Here is a 25,296-nt window from a genome sequence, read left to right as displayed (position 1 = left end):
CGAAGGGTGATCTCGTGACGAGGTTTCCGTCACCTATTCCGGGATATGCCGTGTCGCGGTCGAGGTGGCGCGCAGGTCAGTCCATAAGGGACACTCGACCTGTGGCGGTCGGGAGCTACTTCTCGCGGGGTCCGAAACCCCAGTTTCGCAGTGCGGCGCTGATGAAGTCGGCGCCGATCTCCTGCGACTCGTCAGCAAGGCCGCGGACGCGCGCCGGCCGGTCGTCCGGCTGCTCCACTACGCGGCTACGCTCGGCATCAGGGTGTTTCCAGTGGCCACCGCAGCCGTTCGGACACGGCATCTCGATGGTGCGCAACTCGCGGCCGCCGGGTAGCGGCTGTTCCCAGGACATGGTGCCCGTGTCATGACAGAGCGAACACTGGTCACCTGTCGAGGACTTCTCCACTTCACCCACAGCGCGGACACGGGTCCTTTCGGTTGTCGTCGACATGAACCGAGGCACTTCGGACAGGTTTCCATCGATGGGCAGGTCATTGCAAGATCTCTGGCCGCCGAACAGAGCGAGGCCCCGGCATCGTCACGATGCCGGGGCCTCGGTGGAGCCATTGCCGCGCAGCTCTGCTATCGGTTCGAGCTGGCCGCGATGAACGTCGCCAGATACCGTCCACAACGGACAACTGTGTGGTCTCGCCGAGCGGGGCGAGCACACGTGCGCGGGCGGTGCTGTTCTGCTGTATGTACTCACGGGACAGGTTGATGTCGCTAGGGCCCATCACTTCGGTGAGCTGGAACATGGCCAGACCGCCCTCAGCAGCCTCGTCGCGATCCCGCGGCGCGGCGCGTACCCCGACTTCCCCGTGGTACCAACCGCCTCGGCCGCCTTCCGTAGGTGGAAGCTGAGGATTTCCCGGTTCTGCGGCGGATCTGCTGCTCGGTTGCTGACTTGCGGGCTCTCATTGTGTCCGAATAGCGGTCAGTCCTCGACGATGACGACGGTTCCTCGGCCGTTGCAGTCGCCGCAGGTGGCGATCACGTCGTTCATCGTCGCCACCGCGTGAGGTCTGCGAGTGAACTTCCTGCGGGTGGTTCGGCGGGTAGCCTCGGGCGCGTGGATCTCCTGCCGTTCGACGAGTATGTGCGCTCTCTGCACCGCAAGCGGATGTCTGCGGGCGTGCTGTTCCGGGATGGCGCCGGCCGGGTCCTGCTCGTGGAGCCGTCATACAAACCGCAGTGGGACATCCCCGGTGGCGCTGTGGACGCCGACGAATCCCCGTGGGTCACGGCTGTCCGGGAGGTGCGGGAGGAACTCGGCATCGAGCGTCCGCTCGCCCGGCTACTGGTGATTGACCACGTCCCGGCAGACGACCGGATGCCGGAGGGCATGGCGTTCGTGTTCGATGGCGGCCGCGTGACCGAGGAGGAAGTGCGGCAGCTGGCGCTGACAGATCCCGAGATCGTCTCCGTCGGGCTGTACGCGCTGGACGAGGCAAAGGGCAAGGTCAAGCCATCACTGGCGGCGCGTCTGGCAGTCGCCGTGGACGCTGCCGCACGTGGCGAACTCGTTCTGTCCGAAAACGGCGAACGCATAGCGAGGTAGGCTGCTCACGCTGCGTACGCCACGGGGAGGCGACATGGCGGCCAGCAGCCCGCTGTCAGAGAACCTGGCCCGGTTCCGCAAGGCCCGCGACCTGTCCCAGGAACAGCTCGCCGAGGCCGCCACGGTCGGGGTGGACACCGTCGCGCGCATCGAACAGGGCAAGCGCACCACCTGCCGCCCGGCCACGTTGGCCCGGTTGGCGTCCGCGCTGGAGAACAATCGTGGCGGTGACGGCCGCGAGCCTCACACAGCCGGGGTCGGCCGACGTGGGACATGGGTACCTCCGGGTGTTAGCCCCTTCGGTCCCACGTTTGTCCCATGCCCGCGTCGGCTTAGATCATCTTCTGCTATCGGTTCGAGCTGGCCGCGATGAACGTCGCCAGGTCCTTGCCCTGCTGGATGCGGGACGGTTCGTGCACGTACATCATGTGCCCCGCCGGGTAGTAGGCCAGCTCCACGTTGGCCCGCAGGGCATCCGGGATCTGCAGCCGCGCTATCACATGCTCAGCTGCGTAGTACGGCGTGGCGCCGTCGTAGTGTCCCAGTGCCACATGCACCTTCAGGTGCGGATTTGCCCGCATGGCCGCGCTCAGACCGTCCACAGCGGACACCTGTCGGCCCTCGAAGTCCGAAAAGGACCATGCGCGGTTGACGTCGAGTGACAGGATCTCGTACGGCAGGTCGTTGGAGTACCCGAGCTCGGCGCGCACGTAGTGGTTGAAGCCAGCGGAATACGCGCCGATGATGCGCGAGATGGACGCGTCGTCGCTCATGTGTTCCCGCCCGCCATCCGGCTCCCAGGTGGTGAACCGGCCGTCCATCCGTCCCGTCGTGAGTCCCTGGTCCCGCAGCAGCTCGGTGAAGAACCGAACGTGCTCAATCCGCAGGTTCACGCGATCCACATAGGACTCAGGGAGGCCGGTGAGCGTGGCGAGGCGGCGCACCAGGTCGGCCCGCTCGGTCTCGGAGAGCCGCGCGCCGCGTTGCAGCGCCCACGGCAGGTCGCGGGAGGCGAACTCCTCGGCCTCGGCGAGCACCTCGGCCAGTGGCCGGTCGCCGTGTTTACCGTGATAGTGGGCGATCGCGGCGTAGGTCGGCACGTACAGCGAGTACGGTACGTCGTTGCCCTCGCTGAACGAGATCGTGCCCATTTCCAGCACCGAGGAGATCAGCAGCAGGCCGTTGAGGTAGAGGCCGTGGCGCTCCTGAAGGTGCGTCGCGAGTGCCGCTGCCCGCAGGGTGCCGTACGACTCGCCGGCCACGAACTTCGGTGACAGCCACCGCTCATTGCGGGATATCCACAGCCGGATCACCTCGCCGACGGATTCCACGTCGGGCGTGAAGCCGTGGTAATCCTTGGGTTTCTCGCCGTTGACGGCCCGCGAGTAGCCGGTCGACACCGGGTCGATGAACACCAGGTCGCTGTGGGTCAGCAGGGTTTCGGTGTTGTCGGCGAGCCGGTACGGCGGCGGCTCCGGATCGTTGACGTCGCCGGAGACGACACGGCGTGGGCCCAGCACACCCAGATGCAGCCAGATGCTGGAGGAACCGGGGCCGCCGTTGAATGCGAACGTCACGGGCCGGCTCGCCGGATCGGCGCCGTCGAGGGTGTAGGCGGTCACGAAGACTTCCGCCTTGGGCTTGTGGCCGTCGAACTTGCCGTCGGTGAGAGTTTCCTGGCGCAGTACGATCCGGCCGGTCTGGGCGGTGTAGGCGAGCTTGCGGCGCTTGATCGTGAGGGTGTGGCTGGTGGTCACCAGGTCGTCGGCGGGCTCGCTCACGTCGGTCTTGGCCTCCGGCCCGGTGTTCTCCAGGTCGTCGTCAGCAGTGGGCTTGTCGGGCATGCGACCAACCTAGATGACGCACAATATGGAGATGGTTACCGCGGCGACAACGCTGGCCGAGCTCGACCGGGCGGTGAGCGAGTGCCGCGCCTGCCCGAGGCTGGTCAGCTGGCGCGAGCAGGTCGCGCAGACGAAGCGCGCCTCGTTCGCCGGGGAGACGTACTGGGGCAGGCCGGTGCCCGGCTTCGGCCCGGCCGATGCCGCGCTTGCCGTCGTCGGCCTGGCGCCGGCGGCCCACGGAGGTAACCGCACCGGACGCATGTTCACCGGGGACCGTTCCGGGGACGTGCTGTTCCAGGCGCTCTACAACGTCGGGCTGGCCTCGCAGCCAACGTCGGTCCGGCGCGACGACGGCCTGACCTTGCGCGGCACCCGGATCACGGCGCCGGTCCACTGTGCGCCGCCTGCGAACAAGCCGACCCCTGCTGAGCGCGACCGGTGCAGTGTGTGGCTGGCCACAGAGCTCGAACTGCTCCGGCCGACCTTGCGTGCGGTGGTGGTGCTCGGGGCCTTCGGCTGGCAGGCGCTGCTGCCCGTCCTCGCCGCCGCCGGCTGGGTGGTGCCGCGGCCGAGGCCGCGCTTCGCGCACGGAGCCCACGTCGTGCTCGACGGCCCCACCGAGCTCCACCTGCTGGGGTGTTATCACGTATCGCAGCAGAACACCTTCACCGGGAGGCTGACACCGGCGATGCTGGAAGCCGTTCTCCGGGAGGCGAAGGACGTCGCCGGCCTCGGCTGAGACATCACGTTGAGGCCTCATCTGAATCGTTTGCGTAAACGTGGCGACGCTGGTCACAGCCAGGTGGGCCCGCGCGCGGGAGCCCCGTGGGGGGTGCGAGTATGGACGCATGGCAGTCAAGTCGGAACCGACGAGGATCCTGGTCCTCGGTGGCGGATACGTCGGCCTGTACACGGCTCTTGGGCTTCAGAAGAAGCTGCGCGCCAACGAGGCGTCCGTGACGGTCGTCGATCCTCAGCCGCACATGACCTACCAGCCGTTCCTCCCCGAGGCGGCTGCGGGGTCCATCGAGCCGCGGCACGTTGTCGTTCCGCTGCGCCGGGCGCTCCGGCGTTGCCATGTCCTGACCGCCCGCGTCACCAAGATCGAGCACGAGCGCAAGGCCGTGACGGTCGAGGCCGCCGACGGCCACATCGAGCAGCTCAACTACGACGTGCTCGTGGTGGCGCTCGGTTCTGTCGCCCGGCTGCTGCCGATCCCCGGCCTCGCCGAGGAGGGCATCGCCTTCAAGACCATCGGTGAGGCGATCTACCTCCGCAACCACGTGCTGACCAAGCTCGACGAGGCCGCCAGCACGCTGGACCCCGAGCTGCGCAAGCGTTTGCTGACCTTCACCGTCGTCGGTGGCGGGTTCGCTGGTATCGAGGCCCTCGCCGAGCTCGAGGACATGACCCGCTTCGCGACCCGCTACTACGAGAACATCGAGCCGGAGGACATTCGGTGGGTGCTCGTCGAGGCGGCAGGCCGCATCCTGCCCGAGGTGCGCGAGACCCTGGGCGTGTGGACGGTCGAGCAGCTGGAGAAGCGTGGCATCGAGGTGTTCCTCTCCACCGCTGCCAAGTCGTTCGAGAACGGCCACGTGGTGCTGTCCGACGGCACCGAGTTCGACAGCGAGACGATCATCTGGACGGCCGGTGTGAAGGCCAACCCGGTGCTGGCCAACTCGGACCTGCCGATCGACAAGCGGGGCCGGCTCGAGGCCACCGCGGGCCTGCAGGTCGTCGGCCAGCCCGACGCCTGGACCGCCGGTGACATCGCTGCTGTCCCTGACCTGTCCCGGACCGAGGACGACCCGACAGCCACGTGCCCGCCGAACGCCCAGCACGCGGTCCGGCAGGCGCGCCACCTGTCGAAGAACATCATCCGGGTGCTGCGCGGCGGTGCGCCGGTGGACTACTTCCACAAGAACGTCGGCTCGGTCGCCAGCCTGGGCCTGCACAAGGGCGTCGCGGACACCTTCAACATCAAGGTCAAGGGCTTCGTGGCGTGGCTGATGCACCGCGCCTACCACGTGAAGGCCATGCCGACGTTCAACCGCAAGGTCCGGATCATGCTGGACTGGCTGTTGGGCGGCCTGCTGCGCCGCGAGGTCGTCTCGCTCGGCCAGATCAACAACCCGAAGGAAGAGTTCGCCAGGGCTTCCAAGTCGTAACAGCTACGGGGGCATAAGCTGCACATGCCCCCGTAGCCCAATCGGCAGAGGCAGTCGACTTAAAATCGATCAAGTGCGGGTTCGAGTCCCGTCGGGGGCACGATGTGTGCTGGTCAGCGACTTGTGGGACTGGACATGAAGATCAAATGTCCCACATACGTCCAGAACGCCTACCAGCGACCCATCGACGCTTGATACACCAGCCGTCTCATCATTCCGAAGCAGACGGACCATGCCGTAGAGCATGTTTTGAGAGTTTCTTTACTTGTTCAAGGCGGCCGCTCGACCTCAGCCTCTCTCGCCCCGCCCGAACCTGCGCGGGGCGTGCGGCTGGCGCCGGTCGCGCGCATCGGCCGGAGCCGAGGCAGGCCGGGGAACAGGGCCGCGTTCCAAGAAGAAAGAACATGTCCGCGCCGGACGGGCAGGCTCCGGGATGACCACCAAGCGAGCGAGATTCGTTCGAGAAGATGCAAGCTGCCGCCAGGTACTACGAGGCTACGATCTCGTCAGACTCGTTGATCTGTGCAATTTCGAGCGTCAGTCCCACTCCGTTAATCTGCTGTGCGCACCTGCTGAGACTTACCTGGGAAAAGGTGAAAAGATCGTCCGGCGAGGCGCTCCTGCCAGCGAAAGCCAGAACTATTGCTTTAGGTCTGAAATTCTCCGGCAAGACCCGCTTTCCTGCACTTATTTCGTAAACTTTTTCTCGAAATTTTTCCTTTGCGTCCGGTTGTCGCGTCAGCGCCTCGGCGGAATTGGCAGCCTGATTGAAAAGGTGACTAGCTGCGACGGAGTCGTCTAGCCTCTTGACGTGAACGAGTCGGTCGTCAGGCGTCAAAAAGTCGCAGGATTCAAATCCTCGTGGATGCTGGACTGTTTTAATCATCCGTCGATCGAGCGATACGTACCCTTGGAGTTGCCCAACAACATCATCGTTGTAAATGGCCTCGTTCGCCCAGTCAACGTACTCGGCGCCGTTGGACTTACGCCTTTTATTCTGTTTGGGCCACTTTGGCAATTCGGTGTCGTACCGCTTAGAAAAAAATTCGTTCCAGCCTGCCCCCGAGCATTTCCAGATATGCGCCTCCTATGTTGTACCAACGGCCCCTATGGAAGACGTACGTTCCGCCTTCCATGTCGGTTTGGTACATCAGCCACTTGTCGCCGCTTATCTCCCGTGTGAGCGCCGAGCCATCCTCTGCCTGTCCCTGGATCTTCATCGAACGCAGCCGCTTGAACCTAAGATCCGGTTCGAGATCTTCGAGAGGCGAAACCAAGCAGTCGATCTCCAGTTCATAGTAGTACTGTGATTTACTCGATCCCGTTCCGACTACCTTGTACTGCGCGACCTCGCCAGGCTCTTCGTCGAACTCGGCTGGCCAGCAGAGCGCGAGGTTAGAACCGGTTGGACGTAGCTCCTTCGCGAGGAGCTTTTCCAGATCGGGGATTTTTCCGTTTCCAGGTCGAAGAGGTTGCGTGTTCTCGAGATGCCTTAGCTCATCCCTGGGATCGTCATTGTTCACGACCGCGTCGATTAGTTGGAGGTCTGCTAGAAGTTCGCTCGGCGATTTGGCTAGGGGAATGCCAAGGGCGTCAGCGCCACGAACCGTTATCTTTCGATTTGGGCCAACCACTTTTGCCGCGCCAACTTTTGTAATACTCGGTTTAATATCGCACGTCAGATCGACCGCTTCGATTCGGCCAACAAATCTGCTTACTATCTCACCTATTTCCTCAAGCCCGAAAGAATCTAATGGCGCACCGCCGATGACTGAAGTTCTCGCCGTTCTCGGGACGGTGTCGAGAGCATGAGAAGTTAGCGCCCGCACCTCTTCAGGATCGGATTTTCGTAAAGCAAGCCGCAAGCCAAAGCCGTCGTCAACATAGGTCGAATTTATGAGCAGATGCCCCATGCTCCATGACATACAGTAGCAGTGGTCATCCCCTTCTTCTGGGCGAATCAGTAGCAGGCCTGCAGAAGTTTGATTACTTACCGTAAATTGAACAGATGAAATTGATACTGCATGTTCTACCCATTTTGGTCTATCGTTTGGGATAGCGCCATGAACCAGCAGCCCCTTGCTGTCAGCTATTTCCGTTCTATTCGTTTCGAATTGGCCCGTTTCGAGGTACTTTTTTTTTGCACGCCGAGCGAGAGGTCGCAATTGGCCTTCAGGGCCAAGCGGTATAGCGAAACCTTGGCTGCCTTCGACGGCTGTCTCGGCATGGATGTGTCCCTTCTCGATGATCGCCTCGTGTACTTCGAGTAGGCATATGGACACGTTTCACGCCCAGGGGGCTCGTTATCGCGTTGGGACCTGTATGCAACTGCAGAGATACTGGTTGTTCGAACCATTGCGGAGCTGCGCTCGAAGGACGATCTCTAGATCACAGGTTCTCGATCGAGCCGCCCAGCGCTGGGAGCTGACGTTCGACCGCGCGACGGGGGAGACCAACATTCAGCCAACATGCGACCGGCAACGCACGGCGAGTGACGACAAGTGCCGAACACGTTCGCCCAGCTCAGGTGTGGAGTTGGGAACATCGTCTCGGGTCGCCGGACGCCCGGATAAGGTCAAGGGGTCGCAGGTTCAAATCCGCCTTACCGTGTCGCCCAGGCCCGGAAGGGGCTCAGGGAAGCAGTGTGAGGGCTTGCACGTGACGGGGGCGGACCACAGTGAAGTGGCGTCGGTCGAGTGTGGCCACTTCGGCGATGTTTAAGCGCTCCGCCAGGGCGATGACGGAGGCGTCACTGGTTCCTAGCGGCATGTCTGCGTAGCGTTCAACCAGCTCAGCCATGCGGTCGTAGTCGGCGGTCGCCAGCGGGACTACCTCGAAGTCCTCGTTGGCCAACGAGCGCAGGAAGTTCGCCTCGATCTGTGGGCCAGCCTTGACCGTCAGGAGGTAGCCGACCTCGGCGACGATCGGCGCGGGTAGCAGCATGCGGCGATTCGCCAGTCGGAGACCGGTAAATAGCTCGATGCACTGGTGGTGATCGGGATCTTTGTAGAGCGCAGCGGCAACGAGCGGCGCGGTGTCGCAGATGATCACGCGACGTTACCGGCCGAATCCTTCGCGAAGTAGTTCATCGGCCTGTTCGGCGATGCTGATGCCGTCGCCGGGTGAGCTGGCGAAGAAGGCGGGCGGCCACGGGCGCTCGCTGAGCGGTCGCAGGTGTGTACGCACGTCGGACAGCGCCTGCTGGACCTGCTCGTCCGGCAGTTCCTGGACCAGGCGCATCAGTTCGTCACGGTCGGCGCTCATGCCGACAGTGTACGGTGCAAAGGCTGGCTCGAGCGTGCGCTGACGGCCATGTCTCCTCCCAGGCAGCGGGCCAACCCAAAGATCAACCGCCCCACTTACGCCCCGCAATCGACGGTAGATGACCAGGGATTGCGGCGTACGACGCTCGTTTGCATTCGTATCCGTCCAGCTCATGGCGGGTGACGGACCACGACGACAAACATCGACATCATCAGATCGGAAATCGATCAAGTGCGGGTCGAGTCCCGTCGGGGGCACAAACGAGCAGGTCACTTGTGGGACTGGACATGAAGATCAAATGTCCCACTTGCGTCCGCAACGCCTACCAGCGACCCATCGACGCTTGATACACCAGCCGTCTCATCATTCCGAAGCAGACGGACCATGCCGCAGGACATGTGTTCAGAGTTTCGAGAGTGGGGCACCTGTGTGCTGCCGGTCGCGGTGGGGTGCGACGGCTAGCGCGCCACGCGGTGGCGGAGGTAGACGACTCTTGGGCTGAGGGCGCGGGTATCGACGAGTTCGAGATCCACCAGGCGCTCGCGCTGGGGAAAGAACGGAATGCCACCGCCAACCAGCACCGGGTAGACCCTGGCCTTGTACTCGTCGATCAGACCCAACTCGGCCGCCTCGGCGGCGAGAGTCGCGCCGCCGATCGCGATGTTGCTGTCCCCCGGCTCGGCTCGCAACCGCTCGATCTCCTCCGCAAGGCCGCCAGAGGCCAGACGGGCACTGCCCTGCACCGCTGACAGCGTGGTGGAAAACACCACCTTGGGGAGCGGCTTCCAGAGCGCGGCCCACTCGAGCTTTGAGTCGTCGAGCGATGGATCCTGGTCGGCGGTCTCCCAGTACAGCATCGTCTCGTACAGCCGTCGTCCCATCAGGTAGACGCCAACCTCTCGTATCTCGTCGATGTGTGAGCGAAACACCTCCTCGTCGGGCGCCGTCCAGTCGAAGCCGCCGTCCGGCCCCACGATGTAGCCGTCAAGTGAGACGCTCATCGAATAGGTCACGCTGCGCATCAGAGTCCTCCTCGGTAACGGGATCGACCGTACGACCGCCGGACGCCGCAGAACTCATCGTGGCTCGCGGGATTTCCTGGGCTGGCCACTGCGGCCGAGCAGCGGTACTTCGGCAGCTCGACCTCTCCGGCGACTTCGGATGCTTCTGAACAAGTAGCCGCCAGCCTCCGACTCAGTATGGCTACCCACCGTTACCGACTAGTTGCGTTTTTCCCTGTGATGATGGGAACGGCTCCCACTACGCCAACTGTCGGTACCCGTCCACTCCCGATTACATAACCTGTTCGGGTGATCCGTCAGGAGCGTGTCCAGTGAGCCGGGTCGGCGATCTTCTTGCAGACCGTTACCGGCTGCGACGGAAGCTCGGTAGTGGCTCGCTGGGTGTGGTGTGGAAGGCCATCGATCAGCGACTACAGCGGCCGGTCGCAATCAAGCAGCTGTCGTCGCAGTCCGACCTCGACCCGGCAGCGGCCGAGGAAGCCACGCAGCGCGTAATGGACGATGGCCGCAATGCCGCGCAGCTGCAACACCCCAATGCCGTCTCCGTCTACGACGTCGAGCTCGACAACGGCGTGCCGTTGCTGGTGATGGAGTACTTCCCGGCCCGCAGCCTCGCCGCGGTCCTCGAGGACGGCCCGCTGACACCGGACAAGGCCGCCGAGGTGGGGGAGCAGGTCGCCGGGGCGCTGGCCGCAGCCCACGAGGCAGGCATCGTGCACGGGGACGTCAAACCCGCCAACATCCTGATCGCCGACGACGGCACCGTGAAGATCGGCGACTTCGGCATCGCCACCGCCGCCGGCGACACGGGCAGCGGTACGCCTGGCTACCTCTCGCCGGAGGTCGCGAGCGGGCGGCAGCCAGCGCCCAGCTCCGATGTGTTCTCTCTCGGCGCGACGTTGTATGCCGCCGTGGAGGGCACGCCGCCACTTGGGAACAACGCGGAGCCCCGCCATGCCGGTGAACTCACTCCGGTGCTCATGGCCATGCTCGCCGAGGACGCGACCATCCGGCCCACCGCCCTGCAGGTCCACCATGCCGCGCAGGCGGTCGTTGCCCAACAGCCGGCGCTCGTCGCCGCGGGTGCGGCGACCGAGGTGCTGCCCCGCGTCAATGATGCGGGCACGGTGCCGGTGCGACCCGTGGCCGGGTCGGGTGCTACCCAGTTCGACATGCGCCACGCGCCCGCACCGGCGGACGCGTCCGGTCCGCTCCGTTCGCGGCGCTGGATCTACGTAGCCGGCGCGGTGCTGCTCGCGGCGCTGGTGGGGTTGCTGCTGACACAGCTGACAGACTCGGCCGAACCCAGTGCACCCCCGACAGCCGAGACCCCCGGCAATGGCAACAGCAGCGGGCCGCTCAGCGCCGCTCAGCTGGAGCAGGTCGTGTCGGAGTACTACGGCCTCCTGCCGGGCGAACCCGATCGCGCCTGGGAGCGCCTCGGCCCGGCGTTGCAGGAACAGGGTGCCTTCCGGTTCCGCGGCAACTGGGCAGGTGTTGGGAATCTGACCGTGCTGACGGCACCACGGGTCACCGGCGACAACACCGTGCAGGTGGAGATCGAGCTAGCGCTGCGCGACGGTATGACCGTCGTTGAGCTGCACGAGTTCGGGATCATCAACGCCAACGGCTCGGCGCTCATCAACAGCGACACGGTGCTCAGGCGCGACCGGCGATCGCCTCCGCCGCCGACGACAACGGCGCCCACGGAGGCCGGGGAGCCTACGGCAACCGATGGCGACGCCACGACGGCCGAGCAGCCCACCACCGAGGTAGAGAACCCAAGACGCGGCCACCGGGGACACGACCGCGATGACCACCCCGGCAAAGGTCCGGGGGACGAGCAAGACTGACGTGGAGGAGCGCGGTGAACCGGCAGGGCGGGCGGGGTCTGGGCCGGCCGGCTCACCGCGCTCGGGGCCGCACGATGCTGTCCGGGGTAACAACGGCACCGCACAGCTGGTTCCGGGGGGCTAGCTAAGCCGCGCGGGAAACCTTGCGGTAGGCATCGCGCTCGCCACGGCCGGCCCACGGGGCTGCGCCGCAGTGCGGATGCCAGGTTCCGACATGCACCCACTGGCGTCCCCAGTTGTGGGACATCAGGATCGTCGGCCGGTGGCAGTGGGGGCACGGCTGAGGGTGTGAGTCGATGGGCACGTTGTCCTCCTTCCACACCGGGTTTGATTTCGCTGGCAAGTCTGCCGCGAAGACCGGTACGGAGGACACGGGAAAGTTACGGAGAAACATACGGAGATTAATGTTGCGCCCACCAGGTGCCCACCTGGTTTCTGGAGTTGAAGCCCAGCTTCTCCAGGATGTGCTCGACGTGCGTCTCCACCGTACGCCTGCCGATGACGAGTGTCGCGGCGATGTCCGTGTTCGTCATCCCCTGCGCCACCAGGTCGGCGATCTGCCACTCCCGCCGGGTCAAGCCGCCCGGGTACCTCCGCCGTGCGGGCCCAGCCGCTGACGTGCCCCGACGCTTGCCGTGCAGAGCGTAGTCGATGGCGTCGTCCACGCCGAAGGTGGCAGCTTCGGCATAAGCGGTGTCGAAGCCCTCGGGGCCGAGCGCCTCGCGGGCAGCCGCGGCACAGTCCTCCGCGATCGTCCGATATGGACTCATTTCCCTGACCAGAATGCCGCTGAGCCGCCAGACCGCGTCTGACGCACCCAGTAGGCGGGCGGCGCGTTCGTAGTCGCCGTCGGCTGTGGCACACCACGTCAACGCTTCGAGCAGAAAGGCCTGCAGGCTGCGCTCGGGTAGTCGGAGTTCGACGGCGTCCTTGAGCAGTGCGGTCGCCTCCGTATTACGGCCGGCCCGCCAGTGATGGATGGCGACCGCCCACAGGGCATAGGCACGGGACCACTGGGCATCGTGCCGTTCGGTCAGCGCGAGCGCTTCGGCGGCGACATCGGCACCCCGTGGGTCCTCGAGAAAGAAGTACACGGCGGCCAGAACGATCAGTGTGTCGAACACGAGCAGCGCGTCGCCGGTTGCGCGGTACCCGGTCAGCGCCTGTTCCAGGTACATGGCGCCGGCCCGCAGGTCTCCGCTGTGGAAGGCCGCCGTGCCACAGCATTCGGCATACCCGGCGCGGAGTTCGTCGTCGTCCAGATGGTCTGCGATTTCCTGCAGCTCGGCCAGCATCGGGCGCACGGCATCGAACTCGCCGACGTGAACTCCCACGTATGACGCCCAGTACAGGCCCCGGGCACGCACCATCGTGTGGCCATCGGTCGCGTCAAGGCCGCGCCGCAGATAGCGGTAACCCTCGGCCAGGAAGCCGCCGCAGTACCAGAAGTTCCACAGCGACGCGGCGATGTTCAGCGCGTCGATCTCGTGCCCCGGCGTCGACAGGCAGTACTCCAGCACCGCCCGCAGGTTGACGTGCTCGCGACGCAGCCTGCTGAACCAGTCCAGCTGCCGGGGCCCGAACCCGTCCTCGCGGTAGCTGCGGGACAGCTCGACGTAGAAGCGGACCTGGCGTGCCCGTACCGCATCCTCGTCGCCAGTGCCGGCCAGCTTGGCGCCGACGTAGTCGCGAACGATCTCCAGCATCCGGTACCACGCCTGCCGCCCGAACGTGCCGTCCTGCCTGTTCAGGACCGACTTGTCGACAAGCCCGGTCACCACGTCCAGCACGGTGCCGTCGTCGGTGTCCTTGTTTGCGAACACGTGCTCGGCCGCGTCGAGATCGAACCCGCCGGAAAACACCGAAAGCTGCATACCGGCCTGCTGCTCGGCAGGTGAGCAGAGATCGAAGCTCCAGCCGATCGTGGCCTCCAGCGTGCGCTGCCGGGGGAGCACTGTGCGCCGGCCCGAGGTGAGCAGCCCCAGCCGGTCTTCGAGCCGGTGCAGCAACTGCTGCACGGTGAGCACGCGCAATCGGACGGCCGCGAGCTCGATGGCGAGCGGGATGCCCTCCAGGCGCCGGCAGATCGCGATCACGTCGTCGCGGTTCTCCGGCGTCACCTCGAAGCCGGGGACGACCGCGGCGGCCCGTTCGGCGAACAATGCCATCGCCTCGAAGGAGCTGTTCTGCCCATCCTGGTCCTGCGGCAGGGTCAGTGGTTCCAGGTGGAGGATGTGCTCGCCAGGCACCCGCAGTGCGTGCCTGCTGGTGGCGATCGCGCGTACCCCGTTGGTCGCGGCGAGCAGCTTTGCGATGACCACGGCGCTGGCGTCGACGAGATGTTCGCAGTTGTCCAGTACGAGGAGTAGATCCTTGCCCTCGAGGTACTCCGTGAGAGCGGTGGTGGGATCGGCGGCCGCGCGCAGGCCGAGCGTGGTCGCCACGGTACTGGGCAGCAGGTCCGGGTCGCGCAGGTCCGCCAGTTCCACCACCCACACGCCATCGGGGAAGGCCCTGCGCAGGTCGGTGGCCAGTCGCAGGGCCAGTCGAGTCTTGCCGAGACCGCCCGTTCCGGTCAGGGTGAGCAGCCTGCTCGTGGACAGGATCCGCTTGGCCTCGCTCAGCTCATGGCGACGGCCGACAAAGCTGGTGAGCTCTGCCGGTAGGTTTCCGACGCTGCGGCGCTGGGGATTGCGGCGCTGGGAGCCGCGCATGGCCGCAAGTCTATGCCCGGCATGCCGTCGGCGAAGAGTTCCGGTTTCCGTCGACCGCGGCTGCCCTTCGGCCCGCTGACGGGCGGCAGCCGCACCCCCAGTTGAGCGACTGCCGACCCGAGACTCAGCGGCGGGTTGAGTCTGCCGGAGCTGGTTGGTGTCATCAATAAGTGTTTGCTAATGGAACGATTAGTGTCACTAATGACTCGGTGCTGCCTGCACTGTTCCGGCCGCCGTGCGGGCAAATGCGCGAATCGTCGCATTTTCCAGGGTGGCGGCCCACACCGGTACGAGCGCCATCGGGGGCATGTCTCGGATGGGAATGACCGAGAGCCCGCTGAACGGAATGTGATCGAGCAGCGTCGTGATGGTGCAGTGGAGGCCGTTGCCCCTTGCGACGAGCGTCAGCACCGCGTTGGCGGTCACTTCGTCCTGGTGCGTCATTCTCATGATGTCGTCGGCGGTGTGCGTCAGCGTGTGGCCGGTCGGCGTCGTGCTCGGCGTCCACAGCTCGCGTTGGTGCGCCGGCGCGGCGGTGGACGGGTTGATCAGCACGTAGTCCACGAGGTCGTCCAGCACGATGGACGAGTGTCTGGTCAACGGGTGGTCGCTCGGCACGAGGACCGCGCGGGGCACGTACGCGAGCACAGGGCCGACGACGAGGCGCGATGTCTTCATCGCGCTGCCGTCTCCGCCGGGCGACCAGCACAGCGCGATGTCGGTGTCGCCGGCCAGCAGCGCCGGCTCCGGATCGAGGCTGCGCCGCAACTGCAGGGTGTGCAGGTACACGCGGCACTCCGGATGGCGCTGCTCGAAAGCGTTCACGATGCCGGTCACCGCGTCGCTGCCCATGCTCGGCAGGTAGCCGACGCGTAGCTGGCTGGTGATGTTGCGGGCGGTGGCTCTGCACTCCCGCAGGGCGCGGTGCAGCTCGTCGTAGCCGCGCCGCGCGCCGATCCGGAACTGCTCGCCGAGTGGGGTCAGCCGCACCTGACGGTTCGTGCGTTCGAAGAGCGCACCGCCGATCTCCTTCTCCAGTGCGCGGATCGTCTGACTGACCCGGCCCTGGGTGATGCGCAGCCGGACCGCGGCACGTCCGAAGTGCAGTTCCTCTGCCAGTGTCAGGAATACCTCGACCTCGCGGAGCTCCATTACGCACTCATATCAGATCGCGTGGATTGCACGCTTTGTCCTACTGGGCATCGGGCTCCTCGTCGCGAGAGGTCGCGCGCTGGATATCGAACAGTGGCAGCAGGCCGGCGATCTGCAGGACTCGATGCGCGAACCGGTCGACGTTGACGAGTCTCACCGTGCCACCACGCTGCGTCACAGTCGCATGCGCCCGTATGAGCGCGCTGATGCATGCCGAATCGAAGAACGACAACCGTGCGAAGTCGATGACGAGGCTGCCGGCACCGGCGGAGAACAAGGCGTCCAGCGCGGCGTCCAGCTGTGGTGCGACACCGTGGTCGATCTCGCCGTTCAGCGCGATGTGGCCTTCCGCGTCACTCACGAGTTCCGCATGGACCACAGGCGGGCGCGCCGCAGACCCAGTTTGCTCCTCGCCTGCTGCCATCGTGCGATGTCTCCTGCTGCCGCGTGTTCCGGGGCCGCCGGGTTCTGTACCTGCCCTGGCTGCTGTGATCCTCAGTTTGCCAGGGGCAAGCAACATCGTCGCCTGCTTGTACCAGGTGGGTGCGCGGCAGGAGACTTTGGTATCGGTTCCGGGCATAGTGGGAGGAGGCAGCGGCGGGGCACAACGATGCCGGCGTCGCGATGGGTGTGTGCTCGTGGTGGCCGGAGGTGACACCTCATGAGCCTTGAGCCGCGGCTGACGAACCAGCTCAGGGACGACATCGAGCGCATCCTCGGTGGTCGGGACCTCTCCGCCGGCGCGTGGGAGGCGATCACGACAGAACTCGATGCCATCGAGCCGGGTAGCGCACTGGGTGACGTGCTGGACGCGCTGACCAAGGTGATCAGCGAACAGGCCGGTGAGCTGCGCTGGCACCGGTCGGAGCTCGAACAGACCAACGCGGGGCTGCTCGCCCTGCACGCCGAGATCGACCGGCAGCGGCGGCGCACCGCCTTCCTCGACGATGTCAGCCGGGCCTCGGCGACCTCGCTGGACAGCGGCGAGATGCTCGATCACGTCGCCGCGCTGGTGCGTGGCAACGGGCTCGCGGACCGGACAACAGTGTGGACGGCAGGCGACGACGCTCTCGCCTGCCCGGCCGACCCCCAGCGCAAACCCGACAGTGCGACGCTGGAAGCGTTCGCCGTCCGCAAGGTGGTGCGGCGCGACGGAAACCGGATCAGCGTGCCGCTGACCGCGGGCCCGCATGTGCTCGGCGTGTTCGATCTCGAGCGTGCGACTGCCGAGTTCACCGGCGAGGACGTGACGCTGGCCAGGGCCGTCGCCAACCGCGCGGCCGTCGGCCTGCGCAACGCGAACGAGTACGAGCGCGAGCACGAGCTGGCTGAGCGGCTGCAGCGGGCGATGCTGCCGTCGCTGGTCTCGCATGAGGGGCTCGACATCGTCGCGCGGTACCGGTCGGCGACCCGCGGCGTGCACGTGGGCGGTGACTGGTACGACGCGTTCACCCGGCCCGACGGAACCGTGGTGCTCACGGTCGGCGACGTCACGGGGCATGGGCTCGACGCCGCGGTGGTGATGGGGAAGCTCCAGAACGCGCTGCGCGCGTACGCGCTGGAGGGCCACGGCCCGGCGGCGTCGCTGCGGCTCGTGCACGGCATGCTGCGGGACAGTACGCGATCGCTGTACGCAACCGCTGTCGTCGCAGAGGTCGAGCTGGAAACGGGGATCATGCGCTGGGCGAGCGCGGGTCACCCGCCGCCGCTCGTGCAGGACCACACCGGTGCGGTGACCTACCTCGATGTCGCGCACGGGCCCATGCTCGGCATCAACATGGCCTTCGTCATCCCTGAGCACGAGCGCGAGCTGCCGCCCGGTTCGTCGCTGGTGCTCTACACCGACGGGCTCATCGAGCGCCGCTCCAGCGACATCGACGCCGGGATGGAGCGGCTCGCCGATGCGTTCACGTCCTGCCCGGCGGTGGACCTCGAGGCCAGGACCGAGCACGTCCTGCGGACCATGCTGGGTGGCACCGACCACGACGACGACGTCTGCCTGCTGCTGTGCCGGTGGGCGCCGCCGGGTTGACGGGACGGCTCGCTGTCGGGCTGATCACCACCGCTTCCGGTTGCACTTAGGTATGGCTAAGCTAATTTTCATGGTTTCGACATTGTCTCGGCGAACGCTGCTCGGCGGCGCCGTCGCCCTCGGTGCCACGGGCCTGCTCGCCGCCTGCGGGCGTGGCGGTTCCCCCACATCCGCGCAGCCGGGTTCGGGCGCATGGACGTTCACCGACGACACCGGCGCCACGGTGACCCTCGACGCCAGGCCCACCAGGATCGCCGGGCTCAACGACGCGATCGCCTCCTTGTGGAACTACGGTGTGACGCCGGTGGCGTCCTTCGGCTTCACCGGGCTGGCCGACGACGTGAACTTCCGCGGCAAGGACCTCACGCGGGTCACGGAGGTCGGTACCACCTATGGCGAGATCGACATCGAGGCGCTGGTCGCCCAGCAGCCCGAACTGATCGTGACGCATGCCTATCCGAAGGACTCGTCGGGAACACTCGACCCGCAGAAGCCGCTCTACGGCTTCGCCGATCTCAAGCAACAGCAGACCGTCGCCGGCATCGCGCCCATCGTGACCATCGCGATGTCCGGCTCCGCCGCCGACGTCGTGGAGCGCACCGTCGAGTTCGCCCAGTCGATCGGTGTCTCGCAGGAGGCGCTCGAACAGCCGCGCCGGGACTACGACGCCGCGCGCGAGCGGCTCCGGGCGGCCACGGCATCCGGGCTGAGCGTCATGGCGGTGGCCGCGTATCCAGGTGAGGGCGTCTACATCGCCAAGGCACCTGACGACCCGGCGCTGCTCAGCTACACCGAGCTCGGTCTGAACTACCCGGACCCCGGCGGTTCCGACTACTACTGGCAGCAGGTCAGCTGGGAGAACATTCTGGACCACCGCACCGATGTCGTGCTCTATTCGTTGCGCGCGATGAGCGGTGCGGACATGCAGCAGCAGCCCACCTTCGCCCAACTGCCCGCCGCCGAAGCCGGCCAGGTGTTCCCGTGGGAGTTCAGCGCGATGGACTATGTCGCGCAGGCGCGCACCATCAACAATCTCGCCGAGCACCTGGAAGGCTCACGCAAGGTCACCTGACGGCCACCAGTCACCGCTGTGGCACTGGTGGCCTACGGTGTCGGCTTGCCCGAATAGGCCTTCCGCTTGGCGCTCGGGCTGGGCCGGGGCTTGTCGTCGGCGGTGGCGGCTTCCACGGGTGCCAGTTCGGCGAGCTCGGCGTCCTCGCCCTCGACGGGGACGAGTGCCGAGTCGCTCTGCCTGAGTACCTCGTCGGCCTCGCGGAGCCGGGCGCGCGCCTCTTCCCGGATGCGGGTGAGCCGCTCCACCACGGAGTTGGCCTCGGTGGTGCGCCGGGTCGCCTCGCTGGTGGCGGTGTCCACCAGGTGCTTCGCCTTGCCACTCGCCTCGCCGACGAGCTGTTTCGCCTTGCCGCTCGCCTCGTCCACCAGGCGCTTGGCCTCGCTGGTGGCTTCCGCGATCCGCCGCTCGGCCGCGTTCTTGCTGGCCGTCTTCTGGTCGGCGATGTGCTTGTCGAGCGAGTTGCGCTCGGCCGTCATCTTCGCATCGAACTCGCGCTCGGTGGTGCGCCGCTTCTGCTCGGCCTCCGCGTCGAGCCGTTCCCGCCGCCGTACCGCCTCGGAGGTCATCTTCGTCACCTCGGCCTTGGTGGCGGCCAGCGCGTCCTCGTGCTCGCGCTGCAGCGCGTCCGCATGCCCGTCGAGCGTCTCCAGCAGCTTCATGTACCGCTGGTGCAGCTTGTTGGACACATCGCTGCTCTCCACCCAGTTCTTCTCGGCGGCCTCCTGCGCGCGGGTGACGATCTCATCGGCCTGCGTGTGAGCAAGCTGGATCGTGCGCTGCATGCGCTCGTCCAGGTCCTCCATGCGTTCCGGGGGCTTCTTCAGCTCTTCGACCCGACGCACCAGCTTGCTGATCTCCAGCCGAGCGTTCTCCAGCTCGCGGGACATCGTGCTCGCCTGCGCCATCGCGGAGTCGCGGTCGGCGAGGACCCGCCGCAACTGCGCTTCGAGATGGTCGACGTACTGCAGCACCTGGTTGCGTTCGAACCCGTGCCACGCCTGTGCGAAGTCCCGCCGGAGCGGCAGCAGGCGGTTGTCGTGCTCGGAAGCCATGCACCGACCGTACCCGCGCACGAGGTGTTGCCGGTGTCAGGCAGGCATACAAGCTTTGTGGTGTCCGTCCACCTCAGATTTTCCGGTGCGGGTGCCCGCGCCGGTTACCCACCGTCGATTCCGCATGATCACCAATGGAATCCCCGCGTCAGCTTGACCAGTCGCGCGGCTGCGCGGGACAGGTTCCGCTCACCCTTTCCGAGGTTCAACCTGCCGGTTCCGCCCGCGGCGGTGGAATCGGGGAACACCCGGTAGCCCTCATAGGCGATGGTGTTCACCAGTTGCGGTGCGACGGCGTACGCGGCCTGAATCAAGTAGCCCTCGGGGGACCCCATGTGCGTCGGCCGGTTTTTCAACGCGCGCACCACCATGTCGGCCGCCTGCTCGGGTGACTTCGTCGGGAACGCGTCGTAAATCTTGGTCGGCCGGATCATCGGGGTCCGTACCAGTGGCATGTGGATCGTGGTGAAGGTGATCCCGTCGCCGTGCGTCTCGGTCGCCGCGATCTTGCTGAAGTAGTCCAGCGCCGCCTTGGACGCCACGTAGGCGGAGAAGCGCGGCGCGATGCCCTGTACGCCGATCGAGGAGACGTTGACGATGTGCCCGAACTTGCGCTCGGTCATGTCCGGCAACAGCGCGAGGATGAGCCGCACCGCGCCGAAGTAGTTGATGGCCATGGCGCGCTCGTAGTCGTGGAACCGGTCGTAGGACAGCCGGACGGAACGGCGGATCGAGCGGCCTGCGTTGTTCACGAGCATGTCCACGTGCCCGTGGTCGGCGAGCATGGCGTCGACGGTCTTGCGCACCGACTCCTCATCGGTCAGGTCGGCCGGGTAGACCGACGCGTGCCCACCCGCGGCGACGATCTCGTCGCGTACCTCCTCCAGCTCGTGCCTGCGCCGCGCCACCAGCAGCGGGATGCCGCCTTCCGCCGCCACCCGCAGTGCCGTGGCCCTGCCGATGCCGGAGGACGCACCCGTGATCACGACGTGCCTACCGTCGAGCTCACCGCGCGGGCCGTGCCTGCGGGCACGCAACGGGTCCAGGTGCTCGCGCCAGTACCGCCACAGCGCGGGCGCGTAGCGCTCCAACGGCGGCACGTCGACGCCGGATCCGGCGAGTACCCTGCGGGTCGCGGACGAGGCGAACACCGCGGGGAACGTCAGGGTCTCCAGCAGGACCGGCGGAATGCCCAGCCGGGCCAGCACTGCATCGCGGACGAGCGTCACGCCGGGCACGTGCTCGCTGAGCTTGGCGAGGTTGACGATGCCGCTGGAGACCCGGTCTCCGAGCTGGAGGTTGATCGTGGGCGCGCCGGCCGCCTTCGCGAACGCGTTGTACACCGCGGCCACCGGCTGGGGTTGCGGATTGACGAGGTGGAACGCGCGCCCGTCGAGCCCGTCCCTGGTGACCAGTTCGAGCAGGGCCTTGGCGACGTAGTCGACCGGAACGATGTTGGTGTCGCCGATGTTCGGGCCCGCCATTGGCAGGTTGGGCAGCGACGTGAGCCGGCTGATCGCGCTGAACAGGTAGTACGGCCCGTCGATCTTGTCCATCTTGCCGGTCTCGGAGTGCCCCACCACGATCGCGGGCCGGTACACCCGCCACGGCACGTCGGTCTGTTCCCGCACCAACCGCTCGGCCTCGAACTTGGTGCGGTGGTAGGGCGTGACGAGCCGCTGGCCGACGTCGAACATCTCCTCGGCGAACACCCCCGCGTGGTCACCGGCGACCGCGACCGAGGAGACGTGGTGCAGACATCCGGCGCGCAGGTCCCGCGCGAGGTCGATGACGTGCTGGGTGCCGCCGACGTTGGCCTTGATGCTGGTTTCGTCGTCGGCCGTGAGGTCGTAGAGGGCGGCCAGGTGCACGATGTGGTCGACGTGGCCGCTCAGCTCCTCGCGGGTGCCGGCGTGGATGCCGAGCTCGTCGGCGGCGAGGTCGGCCACGACCAGCGAGACCTTCTCCGGATGCGGCCACTGCCGGACGAGACCGGCCAGCCGCTCCTGCGAGCGTTGTCGTACCAGCAGGATCACCCGATCGGTGTCGGCGTTGCCGAGGAGCAACCGGGTGAAGTGGCGCCCGATCAGCCCGGTCGCGCCGGTCACCAGATACGTCGCCATGGCCTGCCCCTTTCGCCGCGCTGCGCATTCGCGAACATCCTGTCAGTGCGCGGTAGTGGACGCGCAAGCTGCCGGGTGGCGTACTCAGGCGGGCTCGGCGATGACGACTCTGTTGTCGGCGTATCCGGTGTTGCCGCCGAGCCAGCGCCCGCCGCAGGTGACCAGCACGATGCGATGCCTGCCGCCCTGGCTGAACAGGTCCGCGGCGCGGGCTGGCAGCTCGTCCTTGTGCACTGTCACGATCTGGGTCACCCGATAGGTCCACACCGTGCCGCCGTCATCGGAGACCGTGACGGCCTCGTCGATTCCGATGTCCCACAGCTCGGCGAACGGGCCCGTTCGGCCGTTCCAGTTGACGTGACCGGCGAACAGGCTCGCACCGCTGGGAGCGTCCAGCCCCGCACCCCACCAGGTGGCCTCGTCGACGTTGTCCGGCACGGGAAGCACCGCGTCAGGTCCCACCTCGCGGCGGACCAGCGTCGCCGTCCCGCCGTCGGGCAGCCGGATGGTGCCTGGCCGTTGACCACTGGCCACCGGTTCGTCTCGTGCCGGTGGTGCGGGCGCCTGTGTCGTGGTCGGCTTGGCGGCAGGGGCGGCGGTGGTCGTGGCCGGCGTGGGCTCCGTGGCCGGTACCGGTTCTGGCTCCGGTGATGGTGGTGGTGGTGGTTCCTGCTGTGCGGTCTGTTGCGGTGCGGCGACCGGTTGCGGGCTGCCCGCCACCGCTACCGTCCGCGGCACCAGGATGGCGCCGACCACCGCCAGCTCCACCGCGAGCACAGTGCTCGCTCCGAGCAGGTACGCCTTGAGCAACCTGCGCCGGCCCCGCTTCGAGTACATCATCGACTGCCGTTGAGCCGCTTTCTGGCGATCAGGCCCGCGAGCGTGGCCACGGCGACCGCGAGTACGCCCATTCCGGCGAGCGCGCCGCCCGGTGTGCTGGTCGTGGTGGCACTCTGCGCGATGGTCGACGGCTGCTCGCCTGCCGGAATGGTGCGGGGCACCGGGTTGGGCACGTTGGCGATCTCGAGGACGACCGTCTCGCCGGGCTGCACCACCCCACATGCCGACGGCGGGTCGTCCGGGTCGAAGGCGGCGTCGTAGCCGCTCGGCGGGCTCACCTCGATGACGCAGATCTCCTGCGGGGTACGCAGGTTCTCGATGGTCACGGTGCCTGCCTCGCCCTCGGTGGTCACGACGGCGGGCTTGCCGTCCTCGCCGACGAGCGGCTCATCGTCCTGGCCGAGCGCGGGTGAGGTCTTGTCCTTCGCGGTCACCCGCAGCGGGACGCCTGCGATGCCTTTGTCGGTGGCGGCGTCGACCTTGCCGACCTGCACCGTGCCGGGCGGTGTCCTCGCTGCTCCGGTGGCGTCGGCCACGAGTTCCTGCTCACCGCCGGTGGAGACCACGCGCTGCGTGTCGGCGGTGACCGGGTCCTGGACATAGGGACGGTCGGCAGGCGCGGAGAGCGTCGCGGTGAGCTTCGGGCTCTCGCCGGTGGGCACGAGCTGCACTGCCGCAGTGCCGTCCTCGCCGGTGGTCACGGTGGTCGCACCGTCGAGCTCGGCGTCGGCGAGCGCCAGTGACACGGGAACCTCGGGCACGCCCTTGCCCGCCGCGTTGGTCACGGTGACCGTCCAGTCACCGGGAGCGCCGATGGTCTGCTCGTCCTCCGGTGCGGTGACAGTGGCGGTCCACGGTCCGCGGTTGGCCTCCGCGTCGGCACGCAGCCGGTCCACCGCCTGCTGTGCGCCTGCCGGCAGCTTGCCCAGCTGCAGGTCCACGTCGTAGCCGATCTCGGTGAACGGCTTGGCCGGGTCGAGGTCGGCAGGGGTGCGCGGTGCCGCGGTCCAGGAGTGCAGCAGGTGGGCCAGTGCGGCCGCCTCGTCGGCGCTCTTCGTGTCGCCGTAGCGCAGCAGCAGGTAGGAGATGTTGGCGGCGATGTCGTCGGACAGTTCGGTGCCCCACTTGGTGAGCAGCTCGTCGCCAGGACTGTAGGTCTCGCCGCTGTCCGGTGCCTTGAGTGCGAACGACACGCAGAACACCTGCTTGCCGCCCACCAGGTAGGAGCCGACCCAGTCGTAAGCGCGGTCGCGATCTCCCCAGGACTGGCCGGGCGTCGTGCGGTGACCGATGCCCTCCTGGACAGCCGCCGATGCGCTCGGCGTGATCACTACCAGCGACAACGCGGTGAGCAACCCCGCCGTCAGCAGGCGCAAAAAGATAGCCGGGCGTGTCCTTTGCACCCTTGTTCTCTCCTTGATCGATGGAACCCCGCCACGCGTTCGGGCAAGATCCGGACACGCCAGGTGAGAATGGCCTGAAACGGGTGACCAGGGCAATCGGCCAGGCGGTGGACGTCGGCGGACGGTAAATAGCGCCAAACCTTTACGGTGGGTGCGCAGCCACGTGGGCTGGATGTGAGTAAAGTCGACTTTACTGACCGACGGGAACCGGCCGGCATGAGCGGTCGTTCTACCGTGTGCAAGTGCCAGGAGATCCAGGAGGATCAGGTGCGAACCTCAAGCAATCCCGCGTTCCGTAACCTGCCGAGGGGGACCACGGCCTACGGGCCGTACACCGGCTTCAACGAGCCGCAGGGTGGCGTACCGGGCTACGGCGCGCCGCAGGCCCCCACGGGCGCCGCCGACCGCCCGATGACCGTCGACGACGTGGTGATGAAGACCGGCGCGAGCCTGGGCGTGACCCTGCTCGTCGGCGTGATCACGGCGATCTGGGCGCAGTCGCAGGTCGAGGCGAACGCGATGGGCGCCATCACCGGCGCGATGATCGGCGGCATGCTGGTCGGCCTGGTGCTGGCCCTGATCATCAGCTTCAGGCAGATGGCCAGCGCGCCGATGACGCTCGCCTACTCCGCCGCCGAGGGTGTCTTCCTCGGCGCGATCACGGGCGTGTTCGAAATGTTCTTCCCGGGAATCGCGCTGCAGGCGATCCTGGGCACCGCGGCCGTGTTCGTCGTGATGCTGGTCGTCTACAAGACCGGCGCCGTCAAGGTGACGCCGAAGCTCACGAAGTGGATCATCGGCGCGCTGGGTGGCGTGCTGGTGCTCATGCTCGCCAACCTGGTTCTCGGGCTCTTCGGCGTGAACATGGGCCTGCGAGACGGCGGCGGGCTCGCCATCGTCTTCAGCATCGTCTGCATCGGTATCGCGGCGTTCAGCTTCCTGCTGGACTTCGACATGGCAGACCGCGCCATCCGTGAGGGCGTGCCCGCGAAGTTCGCCTGGTACGTGGCCTTCGGCCTGATGGTCACGCTGGTGTGGCTCTACCTCGAGATCCTGCGCCTGCTGTCGTACCTGCAGAGCGACTGACCAGATCCCACTCCTGGACGAGGGGCGCCCCGGCCGATACCTGCAAGAGCAGCAACTCGACCAGCCGATGCCGGACTACCTGCAGCGAGCCCAGCGGAGCGCCGAAC

General features: G+C 66.7%; 23 protein-coding genes and 1 tRNA gene. 10 read left to right on the top strand and 14 right to left on the bottom strand.

The annotated features are described in order from the left end of the window. Positions 1-115: 115 nt before the first annotated feature. Positions 116-352 carry a hypothetical protein gene (locus tag ABZ863_RS24360; protein WP_358539678.1) on the bottom strand — a complete coding sequence of 79 codons (237 nt, stop codon included), beginning with the start codon at positions 350-352 and terminating at the stop codon, positions 116-118. A 717-nt stretch (positions 353-1,069) separates the two neighbouring features. On the opposite strand from ABZ863_RS24360, the gene ABZ863_RS24355 reads away from it, so the two are divergent. Together ABZ863_RS24355 and ABZ863_RS24350 are read left to right on the top strand one after the other, a co-directional pair. Next, positions 1,070-1,558, top strand: coding sequence for an NUDIX hydrolase (locus ABZ863_RS24355; protein ID WP_358539675.1), 489 nt, complete (start codon positions 1,070-1,072; stop codon positions 1,556-1,558). Between the two features lie 34 nt (positions 1,559-1,592). Further along, positions 1,593-1,931, top strand: coding sequence for a helix-turn-helix transcriptional regulator (locus ABZ863_RS24350; protein WP_358539672.1), 339 nt, complete (start codon positions 1,593-1,595; stop codon positions 1,929-1,931). Here ABZ863_RS24350 and ABZ863_RS24345 read toward each other — a convergent pair. After that, a complete protein-coding gene (locus ABZ863_RS24345; RefSeq protein ID WP_358539670.1) occupies positions 1,906-3,402 on the bottom strand; it encodes a peptidase S10 in 1,497 nt (498 codons plus the stop codon). The two genes, ABZ863_RS24350 and ABZ863_RS24345, sit on opposite strands and share 26 nt — an antisense overlap. A gap of 31 nt (positions 3,403-3,433) precedes the next feature. Between ABZ863_RS24345 and ABZ863_RS24340 the strand changes: the two genes are divergently transcribed. From ABZ863_RS24340 to ABZ863_RS24330, 3 genes are all read left to right on the top strand, one after another. After that, entirely contained in the window at positions 3,434-4,141 is a 708-nt protein-coding gene (locus tag ABZ863_RS24340; RefSeq protein ID WP_358539667.1) for a uracil-DNA glycosylase, read from the top strand. A gap of 109 nt (positions 4,142-4,250) precedes the next feature. Beyond that, positions 4,251-5,573, top strand: a complete 1,323-nt coding sequence (locus ABZ863_RS24335; protein ID WP_358539665.1) for an NAD(P)/FAD-dependent oxidoreductase — start codon at positions 4,251-4,253, stop codon at positions 5,571-5,573. Between the two features lie 26 nt (positions 5,574-5,599). After that, positions 5,600-5,673 (top strand) — tRNA-Leu (locus tag ABZ863_RS24330). A gap of 387 nt (positions 5,674-6,060) precedes the next feature. Here the strand turns inward: ABZ863_RS24330 and ABZ863_RS24325 are convergent. Both ABZ863_RS24325 and ABZ863_RS24320 read right to left on the bottom strand, forming a co-directional pair. Next, entirely contained in the window at positions 6,061-6,591 is a 531-nt protein-coding gene (locus tag ABZ863_RS24325) for a DUF6119 family protein (RefSeq protein ID WP_358539663.1), read from the bottom strand. Between the two features lie 16 nt (positions 6,592-6,607). Continuing rightward, on the bottom strand, positions 6,608-7,645 hold the full coding sequence (locus ABZ863_RS24320; protein WP_358539823.1) for a DUF6119 family protein: 1,038 nt from the start codon (positions 7,643-7,645) through the stop codon (positions 6,608-6,610). Here ABZ863_RS24320 and ABZ863_RS24315 point away from each other — a divergent pair. Then, complete coding sequence (locus ABZ863_RS24315; protein WP_358539838.1) at positions 7,637-7,843, top strand: hypothetical protein; 207 nt, start codon at positions 7,637-7,639, stop codon at positions 7,841-7,843. The genes ABZ863_RS24320 and ABZ863_RS24315 overlap by 9 nt on opposite strands. Positions 7,844-8,204: 361 nt before the next feature. On the opposite strand, the gene ABZ863_RS24310 is transcribed toward ABZ863_RS24315, so the two are convergent. The 3 genes from ABZ863_RS24310 to ABZ863_RS24300 form a co-directional block, all read right to left on the bottom strand. After that, positions 8,205-8,624: a PIN domain-containing protein gene (locus ABZ863_RS24310; RefSeq protein ID WP_358539660.1), complete on the bottom strand. Its 420-nt coding sequence runs from the start codon at positions 8,622-8,624 to the stop codon at positions 8,205-8,207. Positions 8,625-8,630: 6 nt separating this feature from the next. After that, positions 8,631-8,837, bottom strand: a complete 207-nt coding sequence (locus tag ABZ863_RS24305; protein WP_358539657.1) for a hypothetical protein — start codon at positions 8,835-8,837, stop codon at positions 8,631-8,633. Positions 8,838-9,295: 458 nt separating this feature from the next. Beyond that, positions 9,296-9,859 (bottom strand): dihydrofolate reductase family protein, encoded by a 564-nt coding sequence (locus ABZ863_RS24300; protein ID WP_358539654.1) that lies wholly within the window; start codon positions 9,857-9,859, stop codon positions 9,296-9,298. A 311-nt stretch (positions 9,860-10,170) separates the two neighbouring features. On the opposite strand from ABZ863_RS24300, the gene ABZ863_RS24295 reads away from it, so the two are divergent. Then, positions 10,171-11,712, top strand: coding sequence for a serine/threonine-protein kinase (locus ABZ863_RS24295; RefSeq protein WP_358539651.1), 1,542 nt, complete (start codon positions 10,171-10,173; stop codon positions 11,710-11,712). A 401-nt stretch (positions 11,713-12,113) separates the two neighbouring features. On the opposite strand, the gene ABZ863_RS24290 is transcribed toward ABZ863_RS24295, so the two are convergent. From ABZ863_RS24290 to ABZ863_RS24280, 3 genes are all read right to left on the bottom strand, one after another. Continuing rightward, positions 12,114-14,426 (bottom strand): LuxR C-terminal-related transcriptional regulator, encoded by a 2,313-nt coding sequence (locus ABZ863_RS24290; RefSeq protein WP_358539648.1) that lies wholly within the window; start codon positions 14,424-14,426, stop codon positions 12,114-12,116. 198 nt (positions 14,427-14,624) lie between these two features. After that, on the bottom strand, positions 14,625-15,578 hold the full coding sequence (locus ABZ863_RS24285; RefSeq protein ID WP_358539646.1) for a LysR family transcriptional regulator: 954 nt from the start codon (positions 15,576-15,578) through the stop codon (positions 14,625-14,627). 40 nt (positions 15,579-15,618) lie between these two features. Then, complete coding sequence (locus ABZ863_RS24280; protein ID WP_358539643.1) at positions 15,619-16,002, bottom strand: STAS domain-containing protein; 384 nt, start codon at positions 16,000-16,002, stop codon at positions 15,619-15,621. Positions 16,003-16,239: 237 nt separating this feature from the next. Between ABZ863_RS24280 and ABZ863_RS24275 the strand changes: the two genes are divergently transcribed. Both ABZ863_RS24275 and ABZ863_RS24270 read left to right on the top strand, forming a co-directional pair. Further along, positions 16,240-17,610: a PP2C family protein-serine/threonine phosphatase gene (locus ABZ863_RS24275; protein ID WP_358539640.1), complete on the top strand. Its 1,371-nt coding sequence runs from the start codon at positions 16,240-16,242 to the stop codon at positions 17,608-17,610. Positions 17,611-17,680: 70 nt separating this feature from the next. Continuing rightward, complete coding sequence (locus ABZ863_RS24270; RefSeq protein ID WP_358539637.1) at positions 17,681-18,682, top strand: ABC transporter substrate-binding protein; 1,002 nt, start codon at positions 17,681-17,683, stop codon at positions 18,680-18,682. A gap of 32 nt (positions 18,683-18,714) precedes the next feature. Here the strand turns inward: ABZ863_RS24270 and ABZ863_RS24265 are convergent, their stop codons facing one another. The 4 genes from ABZ863_RS24265 to ABZ863_RS24250 form a co-directional block, all read right to left on the bottom strand. After that, a complete protein-coding gene (locus ABZ863_RS24265; protein ID WP_358539636.1) occupies positions 18,715-19,737 on the bottom strand; it encodes a cell division protein DivIVA in 1,023 nt (340 codons plus the stop codon). Positions 19,738-19,865: 128 nt separating this feature from the next. Continuing rightward, positions 19,866-21,860 (bottom strand): SDR family oxidoreductase, encoded by a 1,995-nt coding sequence (locus ABZ863_RS24260; RefSeq protein ID WP_358539634.1) that lies wholly within the window; start codon positions 21,858-21,860, stop codon positions 19,866-19,868. 84 nt (positions 21,861-21,944) lie between these two features. Further along, on the bottom strand, positions 21,945-22,697 hold the full coding sequence (locus tag ABZ863_RS24255) for a class F sortase (protein WP_358539631.1): 753 nt from the start codon (positions 22,695-22,697) through the stop codon (positions 21,945-21,947). Next, on the bottom strand, positions 22,697-24,103 hold the full coding sequence (locus tag ABZ863_RS24250) for a hypothetical protein (RefSeq protein ID WP_358539628.1): 1,407 nt from the start codon (positions 24,101-24,103) through the stop codon (positions 22,697-22,699). The genes ABZ863_RS24255 and ABZ863_RS24250 overlap by 1 nt, the downstream gene beginning before the upstream one ends. A 267-nt stretch (positions 24,104-24,370) precedes the next feature. Here ABZ863_RS24250 and ABZ863_RS24245 point away from each other — a divergent pair, with 267 nt between their 5' ends. Continuing rightward, positions 24,371-25,189, top strand: a complete 819-nt coding sequence (locus ABZ863_RS24245) for a Bax inhibitor-1/YccA family protein (protein WP_358539626.1) — start codon at positions 24,371-24,373, stop codon at positions 25,187-25,189. The last annotated feature ends 107 nt before the right edge of the window (positions 25,190-25,296 follow it).

Origin of the sequence: Saccharomonospora sp. NPDC046836 (assembly GCF_040645195.1) — a bacterium.
Lineage (GTDB): Bacteria > Actinomycetota > Actinomycetes > Mycobacteriales > Pseudonocardiaceae > Prauserella_A.
The sequence above is the reverse complement of the archived record's forward strand: the minus strand, read 5'-3'. Positions and strand labels throughout refer to the sequence as shown.